The organism is Pseudomonas sp. Pseusp10 (genome assembly GCF_059492225.1).
Genome location: NZ_CP168528.1, coordinates 5,357,405 through 5,380,364, shown reverse-complemented (window position 1 = coordinate 5,380,364; position 22,960 = coordinate 5,357,405). Strand labels below are relative to the sequence as shown.

Sequence of the window (22,960 nt, the reverse complement as noted above, 5' to 3'; positions counted from 1 at the left end):
ACGGTCTTCGGTGCGTCCACCCCCTATGTTAGAGTGGCGCACTTTTTCGAGGGGACTGTCACTGTGTGGGAATTGGTCAAATCCGGCGGCTGGATGATGCTGCCGATCATTCTGAGTTCCATCGCGGCCATGGCGATCGTCGCCGAGCGTCTCTGGACCCTGCGCGCCAGCCGCGTGACCCCGGAGCACTTGCTCGGGCAGGTCTGGGTCTGGATCAAGGACAAACAGCTCAATAAAGAAAAACTCAAGGAACTGCGTGCCAATTCGCCTTTGGGCGAGATCCTGGCGGCCGGCCTGGCCAACTCCAGGCATGGTCGCGAGATCATGAAAGAGTGCATCGAAGAGGCCGCTGCCCGGGTGATCCACGAGCTGGAGCGCTACATCAACGCGCTGGGCACCATCGCCGCCATGGCGCCGTTGCTGGGTCTGCTGGGTACCGTGTTGGGCATGATCGAGATCTTCAGTTCGTTCATGGGCACGGGCATGACGACCAACGCCGCAGTGCTGGCCGGCGGTATTTCCAAAGCCTTGATTACCACGGCTTCGGGCCTGATCGTCGGTATCCCGTCGGTGTTCTTCCACCGGTTTCTGCAACGGCGCATTGATGAGCTCGTCGTGGGCATGGAGCAGGAAGCCATCAAGCTGGTTGAAGTGGTGCAGGGCGACCGTGACGTTGATCTGGCCGAGGGCAAAGCGTGAAATTCCGCCGCAAGCAACGGGAGAACGTGGACATCAACCTCGTGTCGCTGATCGACGTGGTGTTTGTCCTGCTGCTGTTTTTCGTGGTGACCACCACCTTTACCCGTGAAACCCAGTTGCGCGTTGAGCTGCCGGAAGCGGTCAGTGGCGCATCTGCCGACGACCAGACCCGGCAGCTCGATATCGCCATCAGTGCCGACGGTGTGTTCTCGGTGAACAACCATGTATTGCCGAAAAGCGACCTGGCCACGTTGATGGAAGCGCTGCAGAAAGAATCCAATGGTGATACCAATCTGCCGTTGTCCATCAGCGCCGACGGCAAATCCCGGCATCAGTCGGTCATCACTGCGATGGACGCCGCCGGCAAACTCGGTTTCAGCCACTTGCGCATGACCACCATCGAGGCGGCGCCCCCCGCGCCCTGATGGCCATGTCCAACCGATTGCTCGCCGCGTGGTATGACGGTCATCCGGCCCTGAAGCTGTTACAGCCACTGGAATGGCTGTACCGGCGCGTGGTCATGAACAAGCGCAAGCGCTTTCTGGCGGGTGAGGGCGAGATCTATCAGCCGTCGGTGCCGTTGATCGTCGTTGGAAACATCACCGTTGGCGGTACCGGCAAGACGCCGCTGATTCTGTGGATGATCCAGCATTGTCAGCGCAGCGGCCTGCGGGTCGGTGTGGTCAGCCGCGGCTACGGCGCCAAGCCGCCGCAGTTGCCGTGGCGGGTCGAGGCTGATCAGAGCGCCGATTTCGCCGGTGACGAGCCGTTGCTGATCGTCCAGCGCACGGGCGTGCCGTTGATGATCGACCCCAATCGCAGCAACGCCGTCAAAGCGTTGCTGGCCAGTGAACCGCTGGACCTGATCCTGTCCGACGACGGCATGCAGCACTACCGCCTGGCCCGCGACCTGGAGCTGGTGTTGATCGACGCCGCCCGCGGCCTGGGCAATCGCCGTTGCCTGCCCGCCGGGCCGTTGCGCGAACCGGTCGAGCGCCTGCAAAGCGTCGACGCGGTCCTCTACAACGGTGCCGCGGCTGACCGCGAGGATGGTTTTGCCTTTCAATTGCAACCCACCGCGCTGATCAATCTGCGCAGCGGCGAACGGCGTCCCCTCGACCATTTCCCCAGCGGCCAGGCCCTGCACGCGGTGGCCGGCATCGGCAATCCGCAACGTTTCTTCAAGACCCTCGAAACGCTACACTGGCAGCCGGTTCCACATGCGTTTGCCGACCACGCCGAATACAGCGTGGAGGCTTTGAATTTCACACCGTCGTTGCCGTTGGTGATGACGGAAAAGGACGCGGTGAAATGCCGTGCCTTTGCCGCCGCCGATTGGTGGTACCTGGCGGTCGATGCTGTGCCGTCGCCGGCCTTCGTGGCCTGGTTCGACACCCAGCTGATGCGCCTGCTGCCGGATCGTTTGTTGCCTTAACTCCGTTTTTTCCAGGGAATGCTCATGGACACCAAATTGCTCGATATCCTCGCTTGCCCGGTCTGCAAAGGCCCGCTCAAACTCAGCGCCGACAAGACCGAGCTGATCAGCAAGGGTGCAGGCCTGGCCTACCCGATTCGCGACGGCATCCCGGTGATGCTCGAATCCGAAGCGCGCACCCTGACCACCGACGAGCGCCTGGATAAATGACCACAGCCTTTACCGTCGTCATTCCATCGCGTTACGCCTCCACCCGCCTGCCGGGCAAGCCGCTGCTGCTGATCGCCGGCAAGCCGATGATCCAGCACGTCTGGGAACAGGCAAGCAAAAGCAGCGCCGAGCGGGTGGTGGTTGCCACCGACGACGCACGCATCATCGAGGCCTGCAACGGCTTTGGTGCCGAAGTGGTGCTGACCCGTGAAGATCACAACTCCGGTACCGATCGCCTGGCCGAAGTCGCGATGAAGCTGGGCCTGGCGCCCGACGCCATCGTGGTCAACGTCCAGGGTGACGAGCCGCTGATCCCGCCGAGCGTGATCGATCAGGTCGCCGCCAACCTGGCGGCCCACGCCGAAGCGCGCATGGCCACCCTGGCCGAGCCGATCGAAGACGCGGATACCCTGTTCAATCCCAACGTGGTCAAGGTCGTCAGCGACCTCAATGGCCTGGCGCTGACGTTCAGTCGCTCCACCTTGCCCTGGGCGCGGGATGCGTTCGCCGTGAACCGTGAGCAGTTGCCCGAAGGTGTGCCGTATCGCCGCCATATCGGCATCTATGCCTACCGCGCCGGTTTCCTGCAGGATTTCGTCAGCTGGGGTCCATGCTGGCTGGAAAACACCGAGTGCCTGGAACAGCTGCGAGCCCTGTGGCACGGCGTGCGGATCCATGTCGCCGACGCACTGATCGCGCCGCCAGCCGGCGTCGATACCGTTGAAGACCTTGAGCGCGTTCGTCGCCTGCTGGAGGCGTGATGCGGGTCCTGTTTGTCTGCCTGGGCAACATCTGCCGCTCTCCCACGGCCGAAGGCGTGCTGCGGCACAAGTTGCGTGAAGCGGGGCTGGCCGATCAGGTCGAAGTCGCTTCCGCCGGCACCGGTGACTGGCATGTCGGCAAGGCGCCGGACAAGCGCAGTCAGGCCGCGGCGAAGTTGCGCGGTTATGACTTGTCCGCCCAGCGTGCCCAGCAAGTCACCCGCGCCGATTTCGCCACCTACGACCTGATCCTGGCGATGGACAACAGCAACCTGCGCAACCTCAAGGCCTTGCAGCCCACCAAGGGCAAGGCCGAGCTGGACCTGTTCCTGCGTCGTTACCAGTCGCAAATCGATGAAGTGCCGGACCCGTACTACGACGGCGAACAAGGCTTCGAGCAGGTGCTGGACCTGATCGAGCGCGCCAGCGATTTGCTGGTGATCGAATTGAAGGGACGGTTATGAGTTTGCAGGTTCAATCACAGGTTTCGCTCAAGCCGTTCAACAGCTTTGGCGTGGATGTCCAGGCCCGGCTGTTTGCCGAGGCCCATAGTGACGCCGATGTGCGTGAAGCCCTGGCCTATGGGCTGGAACACAAAGTGCCGGTGCTGGTGATCGGCGGTGGCAGCAACCTTCTGCTGACGGCGGACATCGATTCGCTGGTGCTGCGCATGGCCACTCGCGGGATTCGCGTGCTGAGCGATGACGGTAGCCAGGTGGTGATTGAAGCCGAGGCGGGTGAGCCCTGGCATCCCTTTGTGCAACATACACTGTCCGTGGGACTGTCCGGCCTGGAAAACCTCAGTCTGATTCCCGGCACGGTCGGTGCGGCACCGATGCAGAACATCGGCGCTTATGGCGTCGAGATCAAGGACGTGTTCGCCGGCCTGACCGCCCTCGATCGCCAGACCGGCGAACTGCGCGACTTCACGCTGCAAGAGTGCAACTTCGCTTACCGCGACAGCCTGTTCAAGCAGGAACCGGGGCGTTGGGTGATCCTGCGTGTGCGTTTCGCTCTCGACCGTGCCGCGCACTTGCACCTCGAATACGGACCGGTACGTCAGCGCCTGACCGAACAAGGCATCGACCATCCGACCGCCAGTGATGTCAGCCAGGCCATTTGCAGCATCCGCAATGAAAAGCTTCCGGACCCGGCCGTACTCGGCAATGCCGGCAGCTTCTTCAAGAACCCTTTGGTGTCGGCGGCGCTGGCTGCACGGCTCAAGGGCGAATACCCGGACCTGGTGGCCTATGCGCAGCCGGATGGTCAGATGAAACTGGCTGCCGGTTGGCTGATCGAGCGGGCAGGGTGGAAAGGTTTCCGTGAGGCTGATGCTGGCGTGCATAAATTGCAGGCGCTGGTGCTGGTCAACTATGGCGGCGCGACGGGCCTGCAACTGCTGAACCTGGCGCAGCGCATCCAGAAAGACATTTTCGAGCGTTTCCATGTCGACCTGGAAATGGAACCGAACAGGTATTGAGCTAAGCTTTCAGGACGGATCAAAAAGCCCTGCACGATGTTTATTGTGCAGGGCTTTTTTGTTAATGCTCGGTTAACTTAGTCAGCTAACGATGCACTCTCTTGCTCCACCAAAGGCCCGGTGCAGACGTCTGTGTCCGCATAAGAGAGCCTATTAGCCTGAGTCGATCTGCGTGCGACCCACCGAGATCCAGCGGCAGATTGCTCGACCCCATAACGCGAGAACTATGCGGGCGTGCCCATGATTACCCTGAAACTCAATGGTCAAGACCATCAACTCGACGTCACCGAGGACATGCCGCTGCTCTGGGCGATCCGCGACGTGGCCGGTTATAACGGCACCAAATTCGGCTGCGGCCTGGGCCTGTGCGGGGCTTGCACCATCCATATCGAAGGGGCTCCGGCACGTAGTTGCATCACGCCCATCGGTTCAGTCGTCGGACAGAACGTCAGCACCATCGACAACCTGCACACCGATCCGATCGGCAAAGTCGTGCAGCAAGCCTGGCTCGACACGGCGGTCGCCCAATGCGGTTTCTGCCAGGGCGGGCAAATCATGTCGGCGACGGCGCTGCTCAAGACCAACCCGAACCCGAGCGACGAGCAGATCGAAGAGGCGATGGTCGGCAACATCTGCCGCTGCGGCACCTATAACCGCATCAAGACTGCCATCCGCCAGGCCTCCACTCACCTGAAGGAGGCCAAGGTATGAGCCGGTTACCGAATGATTTCGCCCTGAGCAACCTCAGTCGCCGTGGTTTTCTCAAGGGCGTGGGGGCGACCGGGGCGCTGGTGATCGCCGCGAGCTGGGGCTGGCAGGACGCTTTTGCCGAAGAAAAAGACAAGAAGTTCGGCGCCGACGGCATGCCCCACGGCTGGGTTGATGATCCCAAGGTCTATGTGAGCATCGCCGCCGATGGCACAGTGACGGTGATTTGCAATCGTTCAGAGATGGGCCAGGGGGTGCGCACCAGTTTGACCATGGTGGTGGCCGATGAAATGGAAGCCGACTGGGCGATGGTCAAGGTGCAGCAGGCCCCAGGCGATGAAGTGCGCTTCGGCAACCAGGACACTGACGGCTCGCGCAGCATGCGTCACTGGTACGAGCCGATGCGTCGATGCGGTGCCGCCGCGCGGACCATGCTCGAACAGGCTGCCGCCGCACAATGGAAAGTGCCGGTCGGCGAATGCCATGCGCTACTGCACAAGGTCGTCCATGAGCCTTCTGGCCGCGAGCTCGGATATGGCGCCCTGGCCTCCGCCGCAAGCGCCTTGCCGGTTCCGGCCCGCGACAGCCTGAAGCTCAAGCAACCCGCGCAATTCCGTTACATCGGCAAGGAAGGCACCAAGGCCATCGACGGTGAAGATATCGTCAACGGTCGTGCGGTGTACGGCGCCGACGTGCATTTCGACGGCATGCTCTATGCGACCATTGCGCGGCCGACAGTGTATGGCGGCAAAGTCAAAAGCTTCGATGACAGTGCGGCGATGAAAGTCCCCGGTGTGATCAAGGTGCTGCAGATCGAAAGCCGTCCGTTGCCCTCGGAGTTTCAACCCCTGGGGGGCATCGCCGTGGTGGCGAGTAATACCTGGGCGGCGATCAAGGGGCGCGAGGCGCTGAAAATCGAGTGGGACGACGGCCCCAACGCCCGCTACGACTCGATCACCTATCGCAAGGAGCTTGAAGCGGCCTCGCTCAAGCCCGGCAAGGTGGTGCGCAATACCGGCAACATCGAAAAGGCCATGGCCAACGCCGACAGCACGCTGGAAGCCTCCTACTACTTGCCGCATCTGTCACAGTCGCCAATGGAGCCGATGGTCGCCATTGCGCGGTTCAAGGACGGTGCGTGCGAAGCCTGGGGGCCAAGCCAGGCGCCGCAGGTCACCCGGGAACGGATCGGTGAGCGCCTGGGCCTGCCGTTCGACAACGTCACCTTCAACGTGACCCTGCTGGGTGGCGGGTTCGGGCGCAAGTCCAAGCCTGACTTCATCATCGAAGCCGCCATCCTCGCCAAGGAATTTCCCGGTAAAGCGGTGCGGGTGCAATGGACCCGCGAAGACGACATCCATTGTTCCTATTTCCACACCGTGTCGGCCGAATACCTCAAGGCCAGCCTGAACAAGGATGGCCTGCCGTCCGGCTGGTTGCACCGTACGGTGGCGCCGAGCATCACTGCGTTGTTTGCGCCGGGCATGAACCATGAGGCGGCGTTCGAACTGGGCATGGGATTCACCAACATGGCGTATGCGATCCCCAACATTCGCCTGGAAAACCCCGAGGCAACGGTGCATACCCGGGTGGGTTGGTATCGCTCGGTGTCGAACATTCCCCATGGCTTCGCGATCCAGAGTTTTGTCGATGAGCTGGCGCACAAGGCCGGGGAAGATCCGCTGAAGTACCAGATCAGATTGCTCGGACCGGACCGTCAGATCGATCCACGCACCTTGAGTGAAGAGTGGAACTACGGCGAATCCCCCGAGCGTTATCCAATCGACACCGCGCGCTTGCGCACGGTGCTGGAGACTGCCGCCAAAGCCGCCGGTTGGGGGCGTGAGTTGCCCAAGGGGCGCGGTCTTGGCCTAGCGGTGCATTACAGCTTCGTGACGTATGTGGCGGCGGTGATCGAGGTGGAGGTCAAAGACGACGGTACGCTGGTGGTACACAAGGCCGACATTGCCGTCGATTGCGGGCCGCAGATCAATCCCGAGCGGATTCGCGCGCAATTCGAAGGTGCCTGCGTCATGGGCCTGGGTAATGCGGTGCTCGGGGAAATCAGCTTCAAGGACGGCAAGGTCCAGCAGGATAACTTCCACATGTACGAAGTGGCGCGCATGTCCCTGGCGCCGAAAGAAGTGGCCGTGCATCTGGTGACGCCGCCGGGCGACGTCCCGTTGGGCGGTGTGGGTGAACCGGGCGTGCCACCGATTGCGCCGGCGTTGTGCAACGCGATCTTCGCCGCCACCGGCAAACGCATCCGCAGCCTGCCGGTTCGTTATCAACTGTCGGGCTGGCAGAAGGCTGAAGCCTGATGGACAGCGCCGATCTGAACGTCCTGCGCAGCGTGTTGCAATGGCATCGCGCCGGTCAACGAGTGGTGTTGTACAGCGTGGTCGAAACCTGGGGCACTGCGCCCCGGGCACCCGGCGCCATGCTGGCCTTGCGTGAAGACGGCATGGTGATTGGTTCGGTTTCCGGCGGGTGTGTCGAAGATGACTTGATCGCCCGGCTGCACGATGGCCGCCTTGCGCTTGATGGGCCACCGGTGCAACTGATCACCTACGGCGTGACCCGCGAGGAAGCCGCACGTTTCGGCCTGCCCTGCGGCGGCACCTTGCGCTTGACCGAAGAACGCATCGATGATGGGGATTGGGTCGAGCAGTTGCTCGTTCGTTGCGAGGCCCATGAAATCGTTGCGCGTGAACTGAACCTGGCCACCGGCGAAGTGCTTTTGCAGCCGGCCAATAAAGCTGACGTGTTGACGTTCGACGGACAGACCTTGCGTGCGATCTATGGCCCGCGCTGGCGCTTGCTGCTGATCGGCGCGGGGCAGCTGTCGCGCTATGTGGCGGAAATGGCCCGGCTGCTGGATTTCGAGGTATTGATTTGCGATCCGCGTACCGAGTTCGTCTACGGCTGGGAAGAGCAACACGGACGATTCGTTTCAGGTATGCCGGATGAGGCGGTATTGAATATCCAGACCGATGAACGTACGGCCATCGTGGCCTTGACCCATGATCCGCGTCTGGACGACATGGCGCTGCTCACGGCCCTGGACTCCAGGGCTTTTTACGTCGGGGCGCTGGGGTCGCGGATCAACAGCCAGAAGCGCCGGGAAAACCTGGCTCAACTGGGGTTGTCGAAGTCGGCGATTGACCGCTTGCATGGTCCGATCGGTTTGCACATCGGCAGTCATAATCCAGCGGAAATTGCCTTGTCGCTGATGGCGGAAATCGTGGCGGTCAAAAATGGCGTCGAACTGAAACAGAAGAAAATCCTGCAGGAGAGCATATGAGCGAGTCCATCGGCGTCATCGTGTTGGCGGCGGGGCAGGGCAGCCGGTTTCGTCAGGTGGCGGGCGCCGAAAAGGACAAGTTAGTGGCCGATTGCACCGGGCGTGACGGTGCAGTGCGATCCGTCATCGAGCACACATTGGTCAACCTGCCAGCGGCGCTGGACAAGCGCGTACTGGTCACCACTGCTGACCGCCCGCAAGTGATTCGCATGGCTCAGGCCTATGGTTGCGAGATTGTACTGATCGAGTCGACGGGAATGGGGGACAGCATTGCCGCTGGAGTCGCTGCCTGCAAGCAACTCGATGGTTGGCTGATGGTGCTGGGGGATATGCCGTTCATCCTGCCTTCCAGTATCGAGCAAGTGGTGGCGGGTATCAGCGATGACAGTATCAGTGTACCCGCGCAGGACGGTGAGTACGGGCATCCGGTCGGCTTCGGGCGGGACTTCGCTGCGGGGTTGATGGCGCTATCGGGGGATCGTGGCGCCAAATCGCTGTTTGCCCAAGGGCGGGTGGTTGAAGTGACCTTGGATGATCCCGGCGTGTTGTGGGATGTGGATTTGCCTGAGGCACTAACCTTCAGGCCAGCCTAGATCCTTGTGGGAGCGAGCTTGCTCGCGATAGCGGTGGATCAGCTAGCACCAATGTTGAATGTCATTCCGCCATCGCGAGCAAGCTCGCTCCCACAGGGGACTGGTGTGAATTCCGGATATAAAAAAAGCCCCGCCTGGATCACCAGGCGGGGCTTTTTAGTGGCCGATGGAATCAGACGAGAGGTTTAGGCTCGTGCTCTTTTTCCTGGGCTTGCTCGTGTTGCTCTACCGCTTCCTGAACGGAGCGCGGTGCTTCGTGGATCACCGACTCAGCCGGCTCGGCAGCCACTTCAGCGGCCAGAGCAGGCGCTGCCTCAACCACTTCAGCAGCAACCGGTGCAGGCTCGGCAGCGACAACCGCTTCAGCCGGAGCAGCAGCGGCAGCCAGTTCAGCTTCCTTCTGCAGACGCTCGGCTTCACGCTTGCGACGACGCACTTCGCGTGGGTCGTTAGGCGCACGGCCACTTGGCGTCAGGGCGCTGACAGGAGCGGCCTCGACTACCGGTGCAGGTGCTTCGGCAACTACCGGTGCTTCAACGACTGGCGCTTCAACCACCGGCGCTGGAGCCGGTTCTGCAGCGGCAACCACCGGCTCGGAAACCACGGCTTCAGCGGCTGGCGCAGCTGTTTCAGCAACGGCTGGCTCGGCCACCCAGTTGAACGCCGTTTGCTCTTCACGTACTTCGCGAACGGTTTCAGTCACGGTTTCGACAACCGCTTCTGCAACCACGGCAGGTGCTTCAACCTCTGGAGCCGGCTCGGCAGCCGCTTCAACGGCAGGTTTTGCCTCAGGCGCTGGCGCTACTTCGATTTCCGGCGCCGCAGTGACTTCAATCGGCGTGGTCGCTTCAACGACTGGCGCTTCAACCGGAGCAGTTTCCAGGGTCGCGGCAGTGGCGCGTTCGGCTTGCTCGTTGGCCTGTGCTTCGGCTGGAGCGCTGATCACGCTGCTGGCGACGGCTGCGGTAACAGCCAGGCCGGCGGCCAGATCGGCAACGCTCGGTGCTTCGGCGTTTTCGCCGGACTCGGACTCATCCGAACCTTCGATCACGTTGCCGTTGGCGTCACGCTGACGCTCGCGACGGTTGCTGCGACGACGCTGGCCACGGGAGCGGCGACGAGGACGATCACCCTCGGCGCTTTCCTGGCCGTCTTCCTGCAGTTGCTCTTCGCTGGTGGTCAGTTCTTCTTCGGCTGCAGCGGCGGCTTGCTCGGCACGTGGCTGGCGCTCTTCACGCGGTGGGCGTGGAGCGCGTTCTTCACGTGGCTGGCGAGCTGGACGCTCTTCAGCGGTAGCAGCAGCGGCCGGAGCGGCATCCAGAGGCTCGCGCAGTTCACGAACGCGCTCTTCGCGCTCGCCACGTGGCTTGCGATCTTCACGCGGTGCACGCGGTGCACGTTCTTCACGAGGAGCGCGTGGTGCGCGTTCTTCGCGGGCTACTGCCGGAGTCTCTTCACGGGATTCACGTGGCTCACGGACTTCGCGAGGCTGACGCTCTTCACGTGGCTCACGTGGTGCACGTTCTTCACGCGGTGCACGCTCCTCGCGAGGCTTGCGCTCTTCATCGCGGCGAACGTTACGGTTGCGGCTTTGCTGGCGCCCGTTGCGACGCTCTTCGTTGCGGGCCGGACGCTCGGCGGCAGGCTTTTCAACCACAACCGGAGCGACAGGCTCTTCCTTGGTGGCGAACAGGCTCACCAGCGACTTCACCAGACCTTTGAACAGGCTTGGCTCTGGCACGGCAGCCGGAGCCGGGGCTGGCGCGGCAACTTCGGTCGGAACCGGAGCGTTGGCGCGGGCCGGCGCCGTCTTGACCGCTGCTTCCTGGCGAACCAGGGTGCGGGTCGCAGCGGCAGGCTGGACTTCTTCCACTTCAGCAGCGGCAGCGGCGATTTCGTAGCTGGACTGGTTGGTGGCCGCTTCCGGGCTGTCATCACGCAGGCGCTGCACTTCGAAGTGCGGCGTCTCGAGGTGATCGTTCGGCAGGATGACGATGCGGGCGCGGGTGCGCAGTTCGATCTTGGTGATCGAGTTGCGTTTTTCATTGAGCAGGAATGCAGCCACCGGGATCGGCACTTGTGCACGAACTTCGGCGGTGCGGTCTTTCAGGGCTTCTTCTTCGATCAGGCGCAGGATCGCCAGGGACAGCGATTCAACGTCACGGATGATGCCGGTGCCGTTGCAACGCGGGCAGACGATGCCGCTGCTTTCGCCCAGGGATGGACGCAGGCGCTGACGGGACATTTCCAGCAGGCCGAAGCGCGAGATGCGACCGACTTGCACGCGGGCGCGGTCGGCTTCCAGGCATTCGCGGACTTTCTCTTCCACGGCGCGCTGGTTCTTGGCAGGGGTCATGTCGATGAAGTCGATGACGATCAGGCCGCCGATGTCGCGCAGGCGCAACTGACGGGCGATTTCTTCGGCGGCTTCAAGGTTGGTTTGCAGCGCGGTTTCTTCGATGTCGCTGCCTTTGGTGGCGCGCGCCGAGTTGATGTCGATGGACACCAGGGCTTCGGTCGGATCGATCACGATGGAACCGCCGGAAGGCAGTTCGACGACGCGCTGGAATGCGGTTTCGATCTGGCTTTCGATCTGGAAGCGGTTGAACAGCGGAACGCTGTCTTCGTACAGCTTGATCTTGCTGGCGTACTGCGGCATCACCTGGCGGATGAAGGTCAGGGCTTCGTCCTGGGCTTCAACGCTGTCGATCAGCACTTCGCCGATGTCCTGGCGCAGGTAGTCGCGGATCGCGCGGATGATCACGTTGCTTTCCTGGTAGATCAGGAATGGCGCGGCGCGATCCAGCGAGGCTTCCTTGATGGCGGTCCATAGTTGCAGCAGGTAGTCGAGGTCCCACTGCATTTCTTCGCTGCTGCGGCCCAGGCCGGCAGTGCGCACGATCAGACCCATGTCGGCCGGGGCAACCAGGCCGTTCAGGGCTTCACGCAGTTCGTTGCGCTCTTCGCCTTCGATGCGACGGGAGATACCGCCGGCACGCGGGTTGTTCGGCATCAGAACCAGGTAACGACCGGCCAGGCTGATGAAGGTGGTCAGGGCGGCGCCCTTGTTGCCACGTTCTTCTTTTTCGACCTGAACGATGACTTCCTGGCCTTCGCTCAGGACGTCCTTGATGTTGACGCGACCTTCCGGGGCTTTCTTGAAGTATTCGCGGGAGATTTCTTTGAGGGGCAGGAAGCCGTGGCGCTCAGAGCCGAAATCGACAAAGGCAGCCTCGAGGCTTGGTTCGATGCGAGTAATCCGGCCTTTATAGATGTTGGCCTTCTTCTGCTCGCGTGCACCGGATTCGATGTCCAGGTCGTAGAGGCGCTGGCCATCTACCAGTGCAACACGCAACTCTTCGGGTTGAGTTGCGTTAATCAGCATTCTTTTCATGTAGTACCGTCGGTTTCCGGGCTGCCGGAAACGGCGTTCGGCACACACGACTTCTCACGGTCGGTGTCAGGTGCGTCGGGAGTGGTTGGCCATTTCCCGTGTCCAGCGAAGTCCGGCCAATGTGGGCCTTCATCGCGACGTACGCGTCCTGCTTGCTGTGGCTACTTAAGCACTCAGTCAGGAGGAGGAATCAACCAGCGGCTGTGGACGAGATGAAGCGTCTTGAGAAAGCCTGTTGCTACACAGTCCGGCGGTTGTGCATCTCCACCCTACACGTATCCCTGATAATTCGGGTGCTGCCGCGCGCAGAATCCGCAGCGGGTTGGCATTTACCGTGAGCTCCGAAAGGGGAGGTCACGCATCATGGCTAATTTAGGCGTTGTTTCCGATGCCTTCGCTCGGGGTCATTCGCAACTGACTGCACTTTGTGAACTGGCCGTGAATATGGCTCGCAAAACGAGTGAAAACTCTGCTTTGTGGCGTGATTCAGGCCTCATGTCACCTGCGCTCGTTACACCTGCAAACTCCACCGTTACGTAGCGAAAGCCCCGTAGGACGGCCTCGCGTCCTGGTGAATTGCGTTGGTCAGGGCCGGTTTTTGACCGTTGGTCCGCTGTCCAGGCCGCTTTTGGCGACGTTCGCGACTATAGCAGCAATGATTAAGTGCTTCAATTCCATAAAAAATTGTTATCATCCGCAGCATGACGACGACTACCCCCCCGACTCCAGGCGTACAACTGCTTGAGGTCTCGCCGGAATATGCCGGCCAACGTATTGATAATTTCCTTCTCGCCCGACTCAAAGGCGTGCCCAAGACCTTGATTTACCGCATTTTGCGCAAGGGCGAAGTGCGCGTGAACAAAGGTCGGATCAAGCCCGAGTACAAGCTGCAGGCGGGCGATATCGTGCGCGTGCCGCCGGTTCGCGTACCCGAGCGCGACGAACCGGTGCCGCTGGCGCAAGGGCTGTTGCAGCGGCTCGAGGCGTCGATTGTCTTCGAAGACAAGGCGCTGATCGTGATCAACAAGCCTGCGGGCATTGCGGTGCACGGCGGTAGCGGCCTGACTTTCGGGGTGATCGAAGCCTTTCGTCAGTTGCGCCCCGATTGCAAAGAGCTCGAACTGGTTCACCGTCTCGACCGTGATACGTCCGGCCTGTTGATGATCGCGAAGAAGCGCAGCATGTTGCGCCACTTGCACACCGCATTGCGCGGTGATGGCGTCGACAAACGCTACATGGCGCTGGTCCGCGGTAACTGGGCGAGCTCGATCAAGCAAGTTCGTGCGTCGCTGGGCAAGAGCAATCTGCGCTCCGGCGAGCGCATGGTCGAGGTCGACGAGGAGGAGGGGAAGGAATCCGTGACCGTGTTCAAGGTCCTGCGCCGCTTCGGCGACTTTGCCACCCTGATCGAAGCCAAGCCGATTACCGGTCGGACTCACCAGATCCGCGTCCATACCTTGCACGCCGGGCATTGCATCGCTGGCGACACCAAGTATGGCGAGGAGGGTTTCAGCAAGGAAATCCGCGATCTGGGCGGCAAGCGCCTGTTCCTGCATGCCTACATGCTGACCGTGCCGCTTCCAGATGGTGGTGAACTGAAACTGCAAGCGCCGGTTGACGAAATGTGGGCCAAAACCGTGGAGCGATTGAGTGCGCCCATCTGATTACAAGCTGCTGATCTTCGATTGGGACGGCACGCTGGCCGATTCCATTGGCCGGATTGTCGAGGCGATGCATGTTGCCTCCCGGCGCTCCGGTTTTGAGCAGTGCGACGATTTTGCCGTCAAGGGCATCATCGGTCTGGGCTTGCCGGAGGCGATCCGCACCCTGTACCCCGAGATCGGTGATGCCGAGTTGATCGCGTTCCGTGAGCACTATGCCGAACATTACATTGCGTCGGAGGCTGTGCCTTCGCCGCTGTTCGAGGGCGTGGTCGAGTCGCTCGAGACATTTCGTGCCGAGGGTTATCATCTGGCTGTGGCGACCGGCAAGGCCCGTCGCGGGCTGGATCGGGTGTTGAAGTCCCATGGCTGGGAGAATTACTTCGATATCACCCGCGCCGCTGACGAGACCGCCAGCAAGCCCCATCCGTTGATGCTCGAGCAAATTCTCGCCCATTGCGAGGTTCGCCCGGAACAGGCGCTGATGGTCGGTGATTCGTCCTTTGATTTGCAGATGGCGCGCAATGCCGGCATGGGCTCGATAGCCGTCAGTTATGGTGCTCAATCGATCGATGCGTTGAGGTTGTATGAGCCGCGACTGGCCATCGACCGTTTTTCAGAATTGCATGCCTGGCTGAGTCAGCAGGCCTAACCGGTTGTTTTTGGGGTGGATGGCATGACCGACGAATGGAAAGCGCCCGCCAAGGCGAGCGCAGAGAGCGGGGACGACAGAAGCTGGAAGCTGCTGGAAAAGACGCTGCTGGCCGGCGTTCAGGAGCAGCGCCGGTCCCGTCGTTGGGGGATATTCTTCAAGCTGCTGACTTTTGTGTACCTGTTTGGCGCAGTTGTCCTGTTTTCGCCGCTGATGGATATGGAAAAAGCCGCTACTCGCAGCGCCCACTACACGGCGCTGATCGATGTGACAGGCATGATCGCCGACAAGGAATCGGCCAGCGCAGACAATATCGTTGGCAGCCTGCGTGCAGCTTTCGAGGATGAGAAGGTCAAGGGCGTCATTCTGCGCATCAACAGCCCGGGCGGTAGCCCGGTGCAGTCGGGGTATGTCTATGACGAGATCCGTCGTCTGCGCGGCCTGCACCCGGACATCAAGCTGTATGCGGTCATTTCCGATCTGGGGGCTTCCGGTGCTTACTACATCGCCAGCGCGGCAGATCAGATCTACGCCGACAAGGCGAGCCTGGTCGGCTCCATCGGTGTGACGGCGGCAGGTTATGGCTTTGTCGGTACCATGGAGAAGCTGGGTGTCGAGCGTCGCACTTACACCGCTGGCGAGCACAAGTCGTTCCTCGATCCGTTTCAACCAGAGAAACCGGAAGAAACTGCCTTCTGGCAGGGTGTGCTCGATACGACTCACAAGCAGTTCATTAACAGCGTCAAGCAAGGGCGTGGCGATCGCCTGAAGGACAAGGAACATCCGGAGCTGTTTTCCGGTCTGGTCTGGTCCGGCGAGCAGGCTCTGCCACTGGGGTTGATCGATGGGCTGGGCAATGCCAGTTCGGTTGCGCGGGATGTGATCGGCGAGAAAGAACTGGTGGACTTTACCGTTCAGGAGTCGACATTCGATCGTTTCTCGAAAAAACTCGGTGCCAGCGTGGCTGAGCATTTGGCGATGTGGATGGGTTTCAACGGTCCGTCGTTGCGCTGACTTTCATTGTGTAGAGAAGCCGGCCCAAGTGGCCGGTTTTTTTCGTTTGAACGCAATCTCCGTAGCAGCTGGCGAAGCCTGCGTTCGAGTGCGTAGCGCTCGCAATTCCGGTGCGAGATTCGCCTGTAAGGTCGCGGTGGATGTCTTGGCGAGCGCTGCGCACTCGAACGCAGGCTTCGCCAGCTGCTACATGCTTGTCTTAATCAGGGGATTCGTACGCCTTCGGCGAGCAGCATGTCCACGAGGCGAATCAAGGGCAGGCCGACGAGGCTGGTAGCGTCCGGGCCTTCGGTGCTTTGAAACAGGCTTACCCCCAGGCCCTCGGCCTTGAAGCTGCCAGCGCAATCGTAGGGTTGCTCTGCGCGCAGGTAGCGTTCGATGCATGCGGCGTCGAGTGTGCGCATGTGTACGGTGAACGGCACGCAATCGACCTGGCAGTGCCCGGTCTGGCTGTTGAGCAGGGCCAGGCCAGTCAGAAACGTCACGCTGGCACCGCTGGCGGCCAGCAGTTGTTCGCGGGCTTTTTCGAACGTGTGGGGCTTGCCGATAATCCGCTCTCCCAGCACGGCGACCTGGTCGGAACCGATTATCAGATGAGCGGTATGGCTGTCGGCCAGGGCGCGCGCTTTCTCTTCGGCGAGGCGCATGACCAGCTCAATGGCGGATTCGCCTGGCCGATGGCTTTCGTCGATATCCGGCGAGCTGCAAGTGAAAGGCAGTTGCAGGCGGGTCAGCAATTCCCGGCGATAGACCGAGCCAGAAGCGAGTAATAAAGGCAGCATGCGCATCTCCAGAAGGCAGGTGCGAATTCTAGCGAGGCTTCCAAGTGACGGACAGGGCTGAATTTCCTTTGACATGGGCGGGTGCATCCCTATAATGCTGCGCCTATGTTGAATGACCCGATTCCACCTCACGTTGACCCGCGCAAATTGGCTGATCGTGGCACCACCCTTCAAGGTGAAATGCTGCTGGCCGATTTGGAGAGACTCTGCGACCCGCTTTCCGACAATGTCGGTACGGTGCAGGCTAAATTCGTTTTTGAACGAGATGAACGTAAATCTGTGGTCATCCACAGCTTTATCGACACTGAAGTCAAAATGGTTTGCCAGCGTTGTCTTGAGCTGGTCACCCTGCCGATCCATAGCGAATGCAGTTACGCTGTGGTGAAGGAGGGTGCGAATACCCAGTCGTTGCCGAAAGGTTATGACGTGCTGGAACTGGGCGAAGATCCTTTGGATCTGCAGTCACTGATCGAGGAGGAGCTTCTGCTCGCCTTGCCCATTGTGCCTGCTCATCATCCGGAAGAATGCCAGCAGCCGGCGGGAGCAGATGAGCCCGAACCGAGCGAGGACGAGGTAACGCGGTCCAACCCGTTCAGTGTATTGGCGCAGTTAAAGCGTGACCCAAACGTTTAGGAGTTAATCAATTATGGCTGTTCAGCAGAACAAAAAATCCCGCTCTGCCCGTGACATGCGCCGTTCGCACGACGCTCTCGAGGCTAGCACCCTGTCTGTAGAAAAAACCACCGGTGAAGTTCACCTGCGTCACCACGTATCGCCAGAAGGCGTATACCGTGGCCGTAAAGTGATCGACAAGGGCGCTGACGAGTAATCACTTGTCCGCTCAAGTCATCGCGATTGACGCAATGGGCGGGGACTTCGGTCCCCGCAGCATTGTTCAGGCCAGCCTTGCTTGCCTGTCTGCCACACCCTCGCTGCACCTGACCCTCGTCGGTCACCCCTCCCTTCTTGAAGAATTGATCGCTGGCCATTCGGCCGTGGATCGCGCGCGCCTGTCGATTGTCCCGGCGAGCGAAGTCATTACCATGGACGAAAAACCCGCCCAGGCCCTTCGTGGCAAGCCCGACTCATCCATGCGCGTGGCACTTGAGCTTTTGCGTGATGGCAAGGTTCAGGCCTGTGTCAGCGCCGGCAACACCGGTGCATTGATGGCGTTGTCGCGATTCGTGCTCAAGACCTTGCCGGGCATTGACCGGCCGGCCATGGTCGCGGCGATCCCTACGCAGAAAGGTTACTGCCAGTTGCTCGACCTCGGTGCCAATGTCGATTGCAGCGCCGAGCATCTGCTGCAATTTGCGGTAATGGGGTCTGTTGCAGCGGAAACCCTGGGCATCGTCCGTCCACGTGTGGCTTTGCTGAACATCGGCACCGAAGACATCAAAGGCAATCAGCAGGTCAAGCTGGCTGCAACCTTGTTGCAAAGTGCCCGTGGTATCAACTACATCGGTTTTGTCGAAGGTGACGGTTTGTACCGTGGCGACGCGGATGTGGTGGTGTGTGACGGTTTTGTCGGCAACATCCTGCTCAAATCCAGCGAAGGTCTGGCGATCATGATTGCCGGGCGTATCGAGGCTTTGTTCAGAAAGAGCGTGGCCTCTCGATTGGTCGGTGCGCTGGCGCTGCCGTTGATGAAGCGTCTGCAGGCTGATCTGGCGCCGGCCCGGCACAACGGTGCGAGCTTTCTCGGATTGCAGGGAATTGTGGTGAAAAGCCACGGTTCTGCAGGGGTCCAGGGTTTTCAAAGTGCCATCCAGCGCGCCTTGATCGAGATTCAGGAGAATCTTCCCGAGCGCCTGCACGGTCGTCTGGAGGATTTGTTGCCTTAGGCGTTTTCGTCGGACAATGCTTAAATGTGACCGCTTGGTTCGATAGGCCATCCAACTGTCAGTTTCTTGCGTCCCCCAAGCGGGACGCCAACTCTCCGACGACAAGATCATTAGGGGCTTGTTACATGTCTGCTTCCCTCGCATTCGTCTTCCCGGGACAGGGTTCGCAGTCCCTCGGCATGCTCGCCGAGTTGGGCGCACAACATCCGGTTGTCCTTGAAACATTCAAAGAAGCTTCCGATGCACTGGGTTACGACCTGTGGGCACTGACCCAGCAAGGGCCGGAAGAGCAACTCAATCAAACCGATAAAACCCAACCGGCCATTCTGACCGCCTCTATAGCCTTGTGGCGTCTGTGGCTGGCGGAAGGTGGCGCGCGCCCGGCTTACGTTGCCGGGCACAGCCTGGGTGAATACAGTGCGCTGGTCGCGGCAGGCAGTCTGAGCCTGGGCGACGCGGTAAAGCTCGTCGAGCGTCGTGGCCAACTGATGCAGGAAGCCGTGCCGGCCGGACAGGGCGGCATGGCCGCCATTCTGGGCCTGGACGATGCAGATGTACTGGCAGCCTGTGCCGAAGCGGCGCAAGGCGAAGTGGTCAGTGCAGTCAATTTCAATTCGCCGGGCCAGGTGGTCATCGCCGGTGCCAAGGCTGCGGTCGAGCGCGCCATCGAAGGCTGCAAGGCACGTGGCGCCAAGCGCGCCATGCCGTTGCCGGTCAGCGTGCCGTCCCACTGCGAGCTGATGCGTCCGGCTGCCGAGCGTTTCGCCGAATCGATCGCGGCAATCGACTGGCAGGCACCGCAGATTCCTGTGGTTCAGAACGTCAGTGCCGAAGTGCCGGCCGATCTGGAAACCCTCAAGCGTGATCTGCTGGAACAGCTGTACAAGCCAGTACGCTGGGTTGAATCGGTCCAGGCGTTAGCCGCCAGGGGCGCGACCCAACTGGTCGAATGCGGTCCGGGCAAAGTGCTGGCCGGTCTGAACAAGCGTTGCGCCGAAGGTGTGTCGACATCCAACCTCAATACCCCAGACGCTTTCGCTGCCGCTCGTGCAGCGTTGGCCTGAATCAGGAGAAGCTTGCATGAGTCTGCAAGGTAAAGTTGCACTGGTCACCGGTGCAAGTCGTGGCATTGGCCAGGCTATCGCCCTGGAACTGGGTCGTCAGGGCGCCATCGTTGTGGGTACCGCGACCTCCGCGTCGGGTGCCGAGCGCATTGCCGCCACCCTGAAGGAAAACGGCATTCAGGGCACCGGCCTTGAGCTCAATGTCACCAGCGACGAGTCCGTGGCTGCGGTCCTGGCGAGCATTCAGGAGCAGTTCGGTGCGCCGGCGATCCTGGTCAACAATGCCGGTATCACCCGCGATAACCTGATGATGCGCATGAAAGACGACGAGTGGCACGACGTTGTCGATACCAATCTGAACAGTCTGTTCCGCCTGTCCAAGGGCGTTTTGCGTGGTATGACCAAGGCGCGTTGGGGCCGAATTATCAGTATTGGTTCGGTTGTGGGTGCCATGGGCAACGCAGGCCAAGTAAACTACGCAGCCGCCAAGGCCGGTCTGGAAGGTTTCAGCCGTGCACTGGCGCGTGAAGTCGGTTCGCGTTCGATTACGGTAAACTCGGTGGCCCCAGGGTTCATCGATACCGATATGACCCGTGAACTGCCCGAGGCGCAGCGTGAAGCCTTGCAGACGCAGATTCCGTTGGGTCGTCTGGGGCAAGCTCAAGAGATCGCGTCCGTGGTCGCTTTTCTTGCGTCGGACGGTGCGGCTTACGTTACCGGAGCTACAATCCCGGTGAACGGCGGGATGTACATGTAATTCAAATGTGACGGATTGCTTCAAAAAAATGTCATACGAGCTGTCTAAAATCCGTTATAAAGCTGCAATCTATTTTATAGGCATAGGGTCACCGGGTTTGAGGAGTGAAGCTTTCAGTTGAAAAGCTGAAAAGCCTTTCTATACACTTACCCACTGGCCAGCTGCCTGAATTTGTCCATTAGGAGTGAAAACAAGGTATGAGCACCATCGAAGAGCGCGTCAAGAAAATCGTTGCTGAGCAACTGGGCGTTAAAGAAGAAGAAGTGGTCAACACTGCTTCCTTCGTAGAAGACCTGGGTGCCGACTCCCTTGACACCGTTGAGCTGGTGATGGCTCTGGAAGAGGAATTCGAGACCGAAATCCCTGACGAAGAAGCCGAGAAGATCACTACTGTACAAGCCGCAATCGACTACGTTACTGCCCACCAGGCGTAATAGTTTGTAATCGTTGCTCGCTGTCATGGAAAAACCGCACTGCTATCACGGCGTGCGGTTTTTTCTTTAGGCCTGATGCAAAGTCGTCATTTGAAAAAGGAGAGTGCTGTGTCGCGTAGACGCGTCGTAGTCACCGGTATGGGTATGTTGTCGCCACTGGGCACGGATGTGCCGAGCAGCTGGCAGGGCATTCTGGCTGGCCGCAGTGGCATTGGTCTGATCGAACACACCGACCTTTCTGCCTATTCCACCCGTTTTGGCGGCTCGGTAAAGGGCTTCAATGTCGAGGAATACCTGTCGGTCAAGGAAGCCCGCAAGCTCGACCTGTTCATTCAATACGGTCTGGCCGCAGGTTTTCAGGCGGTACGCAACGCCGGCCTGGAAGTCACCGACGCCAACCGTGAACGCATCGGCGTGGCAATGGGCTCGGGTATTGGCGGACTGACCAATATCGAAGAAACCAGCCGCACCCTGCACGAGACCGGCCCACGACGGATTTCCCCGTTCTTCGTGCCAGGCTCGATCATCAATATGATTTCCGGCTTCCTGTCGATCCATCTGGGGGCACAGGGACCCAACTACGCCATCGCCACGGCTTGTACCACCGGTACACACTGCATAGGCATGGCAGCCCGCAACATCATGTACGACGAAGCCGACGTGATGATTGCCGGCGGCGCCGAGATGGCGGCCTGCGGTCTGGGCATGGGCGGCTTCGGTGCTTCCCGCGCGCTGTCGACCCGCAACGACGAGCCGACCCGCGCCAGCCGTCCATGGGACAAGGGCCGCGACGGCTTCGTGCTGTCCAATGGTGCCGGTGCGCTGGTTCTGGAAGAGCTGGAACACGCCAAGGCCCGTGGTGCAACCATCTACGCCGAACTCATTGGCTTCGGCACCAGCGGTGACGCCTACCATATGACTTCACCACCCGCCGATGGCGCGGGTGCTGCTCGCTGCATCACCAATGCGCTGCGCGATGCGAAGATCAATGGCGATCAAGTGCAGTACATCAACGCCCACGGCACGTCGACTCCCGCAGGCGACCTGGCCGAAGTCAATGCGATCAAGTCGGTGTTCGGCGAGCATGCCTACAAGCTGGCCGTCAGTTCCACCAAGTCCATGACCGGCCACCTGCTGGGTGCGGCGGGCGCGGTCGAGGCGATCTTCAGCGTGCTGGCGATCAACAGCCAGGTAGCACCGCCGACCATCAACCTCGATGAGCCGGACGAAGGCTGCGACCTCGATTTCGTGCCGCACACGGCGCGCAATATGGATATCGATGTGGTGGTGTCCAACTCTTTCGGGTTTGGCGGTACCAACGGCTCGCTGGTGTTCCGCCGGTTCGCAGGCTGATGGACAGCTGGGTCGACGGTCAGCCGGCTGACGCTCTGTCGCTGAAGGATCGCGGCCTGGCTTATGGCGATGGTCTGTTCGAGACCATCGCCGTGCGTAACGGACAGCCTGTGTTGCTGGAGCGACATCTGTCGCGTCTGGCGGATGGCTGTTCACGTCTGGCGCTTGCCGCCGATCAGGCGTTGATCCGCAGCGAATTGCAGGCCTATGCCGCCGCATTGGGTGACGGGGTGCTCAAGCTGATCCTCACTCGCGGCGACGGCCTGCGCGGTTACGCCCCCGATACTTCGGCTCAGGCCCGACGCATTCTGCAAGGCAATCCACCTGCGGCTTACCCTGCTGCGCATGGCGAGCAAGGTGTTCGTTTGTTTCCTTGCGCCACGCGATTGTCCAGACAGCCATTACTTGCCGGCCTCAAGCACCTGAACCGTCTTGAACAAGTCCTCGCCCGTGCCGAATGGCAGGACACCGAGCATGCCGAAGGCTTGATGCTCGATCAGGCCGGGCGCGTGATTGAAGGGGTATTCAGCAATTTGTTCCTGGTGCGTGATGGCGCACTCATCACCGCTGACCTCAAGCGCTGCGGCGTGGCCGGCGTGATGCGTGGCGAAATATTGTTTCAGGCCCGGTCGCTGGGAATCCCCACGCAAATCACCGATATCCCCCTCGAACAGCTGCAATGGGCTGATGAAGCCTTTGTCTGCAACAGCGTGTATGGTATCTGGCCGGTGCGCGCATATGCTGCTCTTCACTGGCCGGTTGGGCCGCTCACCCGTAAACTCCAAACCATTGCCCGTGCGCTACTGGATGCTTGA

The 22,960-nt window shown here is 60.7% G+C and carries 24 protein-coding genes; 22 read left to right on the top strand and 2 right to left on the bottom strand.

Translation table 11 applies throughout. The features are described from left to right. Nucleotides 1–63: 63 nt before the first annotated feature. The 11 genes from ACEN8Z_RS24520 (at nt 64) to ACEN8Z_RS24470 (ending at nt 9,190) form a co-directional block, all read left to right on the top strand. Complete coding sequence (locus tag ACEN8Z_RS24520) at nt 64–699, top strand: MotA/TolQ/ExbB proton channel family protein (protein ID WP_033052763.1); 636 nt, start codon at nt 64–66, stop codon at nt 697–699. Next, a complete protein-coding gene (locus ACEN8Z_RS24515) occupies nt 696–1,124 on the top strand; it encodes an ExbD/TolR family protein (protein ID WP_116263332.1) in 429 nt (142 codons plus the stop codon). Before ACEN8Z_RS24520 ends, ACEN8Z_RS24515 begins: the two co-directional genes overlap by 4 nt. Then, nucleotides 1,124–2,134 carry a tetraacyldisaccharide 4'-kinase gene (gene lpxK / locus ACEN8Z_RS24510; RefSeq protein ID WP_495595949.1) on the top strand — a complete coding sequence of 337 codons (1,011 nt, stop codon included), beginning with the start codon at nt 1,124–1,126 and terminating at the stop codon, nt 2,132–2,134. The genes ACEN8Z_RS24515 and lpxK overlap by 1 nt, the downstream gene beginning before the upstream one ends. 24 nt (nt 2,135–2,158) lie before the next feature. Next, nucleotides 2,159–2,344: a Trm112 family protein gene (locus ACEN8Z_RS24505; RefSeq protein ID WP_003179363.1), complete on the top strand. Its 186-nt coding sequence runs from the start codon at nt 2,159–2,161 to the stop codon at nt 2,342–2,344. After that, complete coding sequence (kdsB, locus tag ACEN8Z_RS24500) at nt 2,341–3,105, top strand: 3-deoxy-manno-octulosonate cytidylyltransferase (protein ID WP_007995874.1); 765 nt, start codon at nt 2,341–2,343, stop codon at nt 3,103–3,105. Before ACEN8Z_RS24505 ends, kdsB begins: the two co-directional genes overlap by 4 nt. Continuing rightward, on the top strand, nt 3,105–3,569 hold the full coding sequence (locus ACEN8Z_RS24495; protein WP_495595948.1) for a low molecular weight protein-tyrosine-phosphatase: 465 nt from the start codon (nt 3,105–3,107) through the stop codon (nt 3,567–3,569). The genes kdsB and ACEN8Z_RS24495 overlap by 1 nt, the downstream gene beginning before the upstream one ends. Then, nucleotides 3,566–4,585, top strand: coding sequence for a UDP-N-acetylmuramate dehydrogenase (gene murB, locus ACEN8Z_RS24490; protein WP_495595947.1), 1,020 nt, complete (start codon nt 3,566–3,568; stop codon nt 4,583–4,585). The genes ACEN8Z_RS24495 and murB overlap by 4 nt, the downstream gene beginning before the upstream one ends. 240 nt (nt 4,586–4,825) lie before the next feature. Continuing rightward, a complete protein-coding gene (locus tag ACEN8Z_RS24485) occupies nt 4,826–5,296 on the top strand; it encodes a (2Fe-2S)-binding protein (protein WP_495595946.1) in 471 nt (156 codons plus the stop codon). Next, the gene (locus ACEN8Z_RS24480) at nt 5,293–7,614 is read left to right on the top strand and encodes a xanthine dehydrogenase family protein molybdopterin-binding subunit (protein ID WP_495595945.1); all 2,322 of its coding nucleotides are present in this window, start codon (nt 5,293–5,295) and stop codon (nt 7,612–7,614) included. Before ACEN8Z_RS24485 ends, ACEN8Z_RS24480 begins: the two co-directional genes overlap by 4 nt. Continuing rightward, the gene (locus ACEN8Z_RS24475) at nt 7,614–8,597 is read left to right on the top strand and encodes an XdhC family protein (RefSeq protein ID WP_495595944.1); all 984 of its coding nucleotides are present in this window, start codon (nt 7,614–7,616) and stop codon (nt 8,595–8,597) included. Before ACEN8Z_RS24480 ends, ACEN8Z_RS24475 begins: the two co-directional genes overlap by 1 nt. Continuing rightward, the gene (locus tag ACEN8Z_RS24470; RefSeq protein WP_495595943.1) at nt 8,594–9,190 is read left to right on the top strand and encodes a nucleotidyltransferase family protein; all 597 of its coding nucleotides are present in this window, start codon (nt 8,594–8,596) and stop codon (nt 9,188–9,190) included. Before ACEN8Z_RS24475 ends, ACEN8Z_RS24470 begins: the two co-directional genes overlap by 4 nt. Before the next feature lie 172 nt (nt 9,191–9,362). On the opposite strand, the gene rne is transcribed toward ACEN8Z_RS24470, so the two are convergent. After that, nucleotides 9,363–12,584 carry a ribonuclease E gene (gene rne, locus ACEN8Z_RS24465; RefSeq protein ID WP_495595942.1) on the bottom strand — a complete coding sequence of 1,074 codons (3,222 nt, stop codon included), beginning with the start codon at nt 12,582–12,584 and terminating at the stop codon, nt 9,363–9,365. 701 nt (nt 12,585–13,285) lie between these two features. Between rne and rluC the strand changes: the two genes are divergently transcribed. The 3 genes from rluC to ACEN8Z_RS24450 are packed head-to-tail and all read left to right on the top strand — an operon-like array spanning nt 13,286 to nt 15,911. Next, nucleotides 13,286–14,248, top strand: a complete 963-nt coding sequence (gene rluC, locus ACEN8Z_RS24460; RefSeq protein ID WP_095963753.1) for a 23S rRNA pseudouridine(955/2504/2580) synthase RluC — start codon at nt 13,286–13,288, stop codon at nt 14,246–14,248. Next, the gene (locus tag ACEN8Z_RS24455) at nt 14,235–14,897 is read left to right on the top strand and encodes an HAD-IA family hydrolase (RefSeq protein ID WP_495595941.1); all 663 of its coding nucleotides are present in this window, start codon (nt 14,235–14,237) and stop codon (nt 14,895–14,897) included. The genes rluC and ACEN8Z_RS24455 overlap by 14 nt, the downstream gene beginning before the upstream one ends. 24 nt (nt 14,898–14,921) lie before the next feature. Then, on the top strand, nt 14,922–15,911 hold the full coding sequence (locus tag ACEN8Z_RS24450) for a S49 family peptidase (protein ID WP_495595940.1): 990 nt from the start codon (nt 14,922–14,924) through the stop codon (nt 15,909–15,911). 203 nt (nt 15,912–16,114) lie between these two features. On the opposite strand, the gene ACEN8Z_RS24445 is transcribed toward ACEN8Z_RS24450, so the two are convergent. Then, nucleotides 16,115–16,693 carry a Maf family protein gene (locus tag ACEN8Z_RS24445; protein WP_495595939.1) on the bottom strand — a complete coding sequence of 193 codons (579 nt, stop codon included), beginning with the start codon at nt 16,691–16,693 and terminating at the stop codon, nt 16,115–16,117. 105 nt (nt 16,694–16,798) lie between these two features. On the opposite strand from ACEN8Z_RS24445, the gene ACEN8Z_RS24440 reads away from it, so the two are divergent. The 8 genes from ACEN8Z_RS24440 (at nt 16,799) to pabC (ending at nt 22,960) form a co-directional block, all read left to right on the top strand. Beyond that, nucleotides 16,799–17,326, top strand: coding sequence for a YceD family protein (locus ACEN8Z_RS24440; protein WP_007942001.1), 528 nt, complete (start codon nt 16,799–16,801; stop codon nt 17,324–17,326). A gap of 13 nt (nt 17,327–17,339) precedes the next feature. Beyond that, the gene (gene rpmF / locus ACEN8Z_RS24435) at nt 17,340–17,522 is read left to right on the top strand and encodes a 50S ribosomal protein L32 (RefSeq protein ID WP_003179396.1); all 183 of its coding nucleotides are present in this window, start codon (nt 17,340–17,342) and stop codon (nt 17,520–17,522) included. A 4-nt stretch (nt 17,523–17,526) separates the two neighbouring features. Beyond that, complete coding sequence (gene plsX, locus ACEN8Z_RS24430) at nt 17,527–18,537, top strand: phosphate acyltransferase PlsX (protein WP_495595938.1); 1,011 nt, start codon at nt 17,527–17,529, stop codon at nt 18,535–18,537. A gap of 125 nt (nt 18,538–18,662) precedes the next feature. Beyond that, nucleotides 18,663–19,601, top strand: a complete 939-nt coding sequence (gene fabD / locus ACEN8Z_RS24425; RefSeq protein WP_495595937.1) for an ACP S-malonyltransferase — start codon at nt 18,663–18,665, stop codon at nt 19,599–19,601. 16 nt (nt 19,602–19,617) lie between these two features. Next, nucleotides 19,618–20,358 (top strand): 3-oxoacyl-ACP reductase FabG, encoded by a 741-nt coding sequence (fabG, locus tag ACEN8Z_RS24420; protein ID WP_007997043.1) that lies wholly within the window; start codon nt 19,618–19,620, stop codon nt 20,356–20,358. Nucleotides 20,359–20,555: 197 nt separating this feature from the next. Further along, nucleotides 20,556–20,792 (top strand): acyl carrier protein, encoded by a 237-nt coding sequence (gene acpP, locus ACEN8Z_RS24415; protein ID WP_007987170.1) that lies wholly within the window; start codon nt 20,556–20,558, stop codon nt 20,790–20,792. Between the two features lie 108 nt (nt 20,793–20,900). Then, entirely contained in the window at nt 20,901–22,145 is a 1,245-nt protein-coding gene (fabF, locus tag ACEN8Z_RS24410; protein ID WP_007997045.1) for a beta-ketoacyl-ACP synthase II, read from the top strand. Beyond that, the gene (pabC, locus tag ACEN8Z_RS24405; RefSeq protein ID WP_495595936.1) at nt 22,145–22,960 is read left to right on the top strand and encodes an aminodeoxychorismate lyase; all 816 of its coding nucleotides are present in this window, start codon (nt 22,145–22,147) and stop codon (nt 22,958–22,960) included. The genes fabF and pabC overlap by 1 nt, the downstream gene beginning before the upstream one ends.

Coding starts and splice junctions, on each gene's coding strand:
- fabG (WP_007997043.1), top strand. CDS start 19,618: ATGAGTCTGCAAGGTAAAGTTGCACTGGTCACCGGTGCAAGTCGTGGC.
- ACEN8Z_RS24495 (WP_495595948.1), top strand. CDS start 3,105: ATGCGGGTCCTGTTTGTCTGCCTGGGCAACATCTGCCGCTCTCCCACG.
- fabD (WP_495595937.1), top strand. CDS start 18,663: ATGTCTGCTTCCCTCGCATTCGTCTTCCCGGGACAGGGTTCGCAGTCC.
- ACEN8Z_RS24505 (WP_003179363.1), top strand. CDS start 2,159: ATGGACACCAAATTGCTCGATATCCTCGCTTGCCCGGTCTGCAAAGGC.
- rluC (WP_095963753.1), top strand. CDS start 13,286: ATGACGACGACTACCCCCCCGACTCCAGGCGTACAACTGCTTGAGGTC.
- rne (WP_495595942.1), bottom strand. CDS start 12,584: ATGAAAAGAATGCTGATTAACGCAACTCAACCCGAAGAGTTGCGTGTT.
- lpxK (WP_495595949.1), top strand. CDS start 1,124: ATGGCCATGTCCAACCGATTGCTCGCCGCGTGGTATGACGGTCATCCG.
- ACEN8Z_RS24485 (WP_495595946.1), top strand. CDS start 4,826: ATGATTACCCTGAAACTCAATGGTCAAGACCATCAACTCGACGTCACC.
- ACEN8Z_RS24445 (WP_495595939.1), bottom strand. CDS start 16,693: ATGCTGCCTTTATTACTCGCTTCTGGCTCGGTCTATCGCCGGGAATTG.
- kdsB (WP_007995874.1), top strand. CDS start 2,341: ATGACCACAGCCTTTACCGTCGTCATTCCATCGCGTTACGCCTCCACC.
- pabC (WP_495595936.1), top strand. CDS start 22,145: ATGGACAGCTGGGTCGACGGTCAGCCGGCTGACGCTCTGTCGCTGAAG.
- ACEN8Z_RS24480 (WP_495595945.1), top strand. CDS start 5,293: ATGAGCCGGTTACCGAATGATTTCGCCCTGAGCAACCTCAGTCGCCGT.
- ACEN8Z_RS24470 (WP_495595943.1), top strand. CDS start 8,594: ATGAGCGAGTCCATCGGCGTCATCGTGTTGGCGGCGGGGCAGGGCAGC.
- ACEN8Z_RS24475 (WP_495595944.1), top strand. CDS start 7,614: ATGGACAGCGCCGATCTGAACGTCCTGCGCAGCGTGTTGCAATGGCAT.
- rpmF (WP_003179396.1), top strand. CDS start 17,340: ATGGCTGTTCAGCAGAACAAAAAATCCCGCTCTGCCCGTGACATGCGC.
- ACEN8Z_RS24450 (WP_495595940.1), top strand. CDS start 14,922: ATGACCGACGAATGGAAAGCGCCCGCCAAGGCGAGCGCAGAGAGCGGG.
- ACEN8Z_RS24440 (WP_007942001.1), top strand. CDS start 16,799: ATGTTGAATGACCCGATTCCACCTCACGTTGACCCGCGCAAATTGGCT.
- murB (WP_495595947.1), top strand. CDS start 3,566: ATGAGTTTGCAGGTTCAATCACAGGTTTCGCTCAAGCCGTTCAACAGC.
- acpP (WP_007987170.1), top strand. CDS start 20,556: ATGAGCACCATCGAAGAGCGCGTCAAGAAAATCGTTGCTGAGCAACTG.